General features: G+C 70.1%; 1 protein-coding gene. It reads right to left on the bottom strand.

All coding sequences use genetic code 11. From position 1 onward, the window contains the following. Positions 1-74: 74 nt before the first annotated feature. On the bottom strand, positions 75-281 hold a 207-nt coding region (locus tag J0A65_RS27185), incomplete at its 5' end, for a DUF1826 domain-containing protein (RefSeq protein WP_206597263.1).

The raw sequence follows: 281 nt of genomic DNA, 5'->3' as shown, positions 1-281 counted from the left end.
CCGGCTTTTTTTTGCCCCACCGGTGTCTCCGGCACCTGGCCGACCAGCGGCGTCCTTGGCATGGAGCGCTCGCCTCAGGCCAGCCAGTCCAGCGTCAGAAGCAGGCGTCGTTCGCCGGCCGGAGGCTGCGGCGAGCGGTGGATCAGGCCTTGCCCTTCGTTGCCCTGCCACTTCTCACCCTTGGCCAAGGCCACATGGCCAGCGCCCAGGCGGCGGATGCAGGCCTCATCCTGCGGCTCGGCAGCCGCCTGACCCAGCCGGCTGCGCGACATGTCTCCCTC

Source organism: Bowmanella yangjiangensis (assembly GCF_017255015.1).
Lineage (GTDB): Bacteria > Pseudomonadota > Gammaproteobacteria > Enterobacterales > Alteromonadaceae > Bowmanella > Bowmanella yangjiangensis.
The sequence above is the reverse complement of the archived record's forward strand: the minus strand, read 5'-3'. Positions and strand labels throughout refer to the sequence as shown.